Consider the following 3,241-nt stretch of genomic DNA (forward strand, 5'->3'; position numbering starts at 1 on the left):
GGGCGGGCCCCGGCGGACCGCCCCTGCTCGCCTCCGAGGCGCGCTACCAGATCCAGCACATCATGACCCACGGCGCCGGAGTCCTCCGGTCCGCCGAGAGCCTGGCCCGCGCCGCCGACCGGCTGGACCAGGTCCAGGACGAAGCCGTGGCGGAGCTGCGGCGGGACGGCAAGACGGCCGAGCCCGGGGCGGCACCTGGGAGGCCACCAACCTCCACCTCGTCGCCCGCGTCCTGGTCGCCGCCGCGCTCCGCCGCGAGGAGACCCGCGGCTGCCACTGGCGCGAGGACCGCCCCGAGCGGGACGACGCCGCCTGGCGCCGTCATCTTCTGGTCACCCTCCGCCCGGACGGCGCCCTCGATGTCCGTTCCACGGGCTCCGAAGCGTTCCCCCCACCGACGACCACCCCCCGACCCGAGACGGAGTCCCGCCCGTGAGCAGCAGCACCTCCGAAGACCGTCAGCCACCAGTGGCCCTGCCGCTGCTGCAGATCGGCCGCCCCGGCGAGGGCGCGGGCTGCGGTGACGCCTGCGGCTGCGGTGGCGACGACGACGCCGAAGGCTACGGGCTCGACCCGATGGAATGCGGGCTGGACCCCGACCTCGCCGCGTTGCTGACCCTCGCCGGACTCGACCCCGTCCAGGTCGAGGACATCGCGCACATGGCCATCGAGGAGGACCTCGACCAGGGCGTGGACGTCACGACCGTGGCCACCGTCCCCGAGGACGCCTTCGCCACCGGCGACTTCACGGCCCGTGAGGCGGGCACCGTCGCCGGGCTGCGGATCGCCGAGGCGGTCCTGTCCGTCGTCTGCACGGACGCGTTCGAGGTCGAGCGGCACGTCGAGGACGGCGACCGGGTGACGGCCGGCCAGAAGCTGCTGAGCGTCCGCACCCGCACCCGCGACCTGCTCACCGGTGAGCGCAGCGCGCTCAACCTGCTGTGCCGTCTGTCCGGCATCGCGACCGCGACCCGTGCCTGGGCCGACGCCCTCGAGGGGACGAAGACCAAGGTCCGTGACACCCGTAAGACCACTCCGGGGCTGCGCGCGCTGGAGAAGTACGCGGTGCGCTGCGGCGGCGGGGTCAACCACCGGATGTCGCTCTCGGACGCCGCGCTGGTCAAGGACAACCACGTGATCGCGGCGGGCGGCGTCGCGGAGGCGTTCGGCGCGGTGCGGGCCGAGTTCCCGGACGTACCGATCGAGGTGGAGGTCGACACCCTGGAGCAGATCCCGCCGGTCCTCCGGGCGGGCGCGGACCTGATCCTGCTGGACAACTTCACCCCGGCGCGGACCCGCGAGGCCGTCGAGCTGGTCGCCGGGCGCGCCGCCCTGGAGTCCTCGGGCCGCCTGACGCTCGCGAACGCCCGTGCGTACGCCGAGACGGGCGTGGACTACCTGGCGGTCGGCGCGCTCACCCACTCCTCCCCGATCCTGGACATCGGCCTGGACCTGCGCGAGGCCGAGGCGGGCTGACCCATGCTGCTGACCATCGACGCCGGAAACCCCTGCCCGCCCGTCGCCCCGTCCACCACCCCGGGGCCCGACCTGGGCCGTGAGCCCGCCCGGAAGCGGTGTCGCCCATGCTGCTGACCATCGACGTCGGAAACACCCATACCGTCCTGGGCCTCTTCGACGGCGACGAGATCGTCGAGCACTGGCGGATCTCCACCGACGCCCGCCGCACCGCCGATGAACTCGCCGTCCTGCTCCAGGGCCTGATGGGCATGCACCCGCTGCTCGGCGAGGAGCTGGGCGACGGCATCGCGGGCATCTCGATCTGCTCCACCGTCCCCTCGGTGCTCCACGAGCTGCGCGAGGTGACCCGCCGCTACTACGGCGATGTGCCGTCCGTCCTGGTCGAGCCGGGGGTGAAGACCGGTGTGCCGATCCTGGTGGACAACCCCAAGGAGGTCGGCGCCGACCGGATCATCAACGCGCTGGCCGCCGTCGAGCTGTACGAGGGTCCGTGCGTGGTCGTCGACTTCGGCACCGCGACGACCTTCGACGCGGTCAGCGCACGCGGTGAGTACCTGGGCGGGGTCATCGCGCCGGGCATCGAGATCTCGGTCGAGGCGCTGGGCGTACGCGGGGCGCAATTGCGCAAGATCGAGCTGGCCCGGCCGCGCAGCGTGATCGGGAAGAACACGGTGGAGGCCATGCAGTCCGGCATCCTCTACGGCTTCGCGGGCCAGGTCGACGGGATCGTCCGCCGTATGGCGCGGGAGCTGGCCGAGGATCCGGAAGACGTCACCGTGATCGCGACCGGTGGGCTGGCGCCCATGGTCCTAGGAGAATCCTCAGTGATCGACGAACATGAGCCCTGGCTGACTCTCATCGGCCTCAGACTGGTCTACGAGCGGAACGTCTCGCGCGGCTGAGCACCGGCGATCAGTACGTCACCTGCGTGCTCGACCGCATTGACGGCATTCCGAAACGAATTCCCGCGCGCCGGATTCGTCATGCGCGCCGATCGCTCTTCGCCATTGGGTCAAGGAGCGATCGAGGGAAAGACGGCACTTCGAATTCCGTATTGACGGGCGGAAGAGGCCGTCGACCACGTACACCGGCACCCGGATGCGACGGTCCGCCCCCGGGTGCCGGGTCCGGACGGGGCCGACTCGACGCGGTCCCGTCCGGCGCTTCCCCCGTTTGGCGGCCCGGTGCCCGCAACGCGCCGCACCGTCCGGCGCTCAGCGAAATTTGTCCGCTTAGCACTTAAAGTCGCCCCATGCCCACGCCATATGGATCCCGCGGCGGAATGGCGTTCAGTGCGGATGAGCTGCGTGTGCTCCGACGCGCCCTCGCCATCGCCCTCCAACCCGACCCCGTCACTCCCTCTGCCGGCCCCCTCGGCCCGGACCGGGCGGAGGAGGTCCAGGACTGTCTCCGGCTCGCCGAGGCCGTGGACGAAGCGGCCCGCGAGGGCGGGCGGCTGCGAGCGTTCCTGCTCGACGAGCTCGCCCGCTACCGCGCCGCCCTGCCCGGCGCCGCCGTCGGCTACCTCGAGCAGCTCCAGGGCGCCCTGGCGGCCGGTTACGAGCCGCTCGCGGAGGATCTGGCCGCGCTCCGCACGCTGTGCGGGGCGGCCGCCGGGGGCGGTGAGGAGACGCGCCGCCGCGCGCTGCTGCGCCACTGCGAGCGCCTCGCCGAGCGGGGCGTACGCGCCCGCCTCGCGGAGCGCGCCGACGCCGCCGTACAGCCCGCCGCCGTACAGCCCCGTACGCGCCCCGCGGCGCCT

At 72.8% G+C, this 3,241-nt stretch carries 2 protein-coding genes and 2 pseudogenes; all 4 read left to right on the plus strand.

Translation table 11 applies throughout. From position 1 onward, the window contains the following. Nucleotides 1-436, plus strand: a pseudogene (locus AXW62_RS42205) (L-aspartate oxidase); the annotation flags it as partial. Next, the gene (gene nadC, locus AXW62_RS39370; RefSeq protein ID WP_037647515.1) at nucleotides 433-1,476 is read left to right on the plus strand and encodes a carboxylating nicotinate-nucleotide diphosphorylase; all 1,044 of its coding nucleotides are present in this window, start codon (nucleotides 433-435) and stop codon (nucleotides 1,474-1,476) included. The pseudogene AXW62_RS42205 and the gene nadC, both read left to right, overlap by 4 nt. 107 nt (nucleotides 1,477-1,583) lie before the next feature. After that, nucleotides 1,584-2,381 carry a type III pantothenate kinase gene (locus AXW62_RS39375; protein ID WP_030838286.1) on the plus strand — a complete coding sequence of 266 codons (798 nt, stop codon included), beginning with the start codon at nucleotides 1,584-1,586 and terminating at the stop codon, nucleotides 2,379-2,381. A gap of 350 nt (nucleotides 2,382-2,731) precedes the next feature. Continuing rightward, nucleotides 2,732-3,241 (plus strand): annotated as a pseudogene (locus tag AXW62_RS39380) (hypothetical protein); the annotation flags it as partial.

The sequence above is a fragment of the Streptomyces hygroscopicus subsp. hygroscopicus genome (assembly GCF_001553455.1).
Taxonomy (GTDB): domain Bacteria; phylum Actinomycetota; class Actinomycetes; order Streptomycetales; family Streptomycetaceae; genus Streptomyces; species Streptomyces hygroscopicus.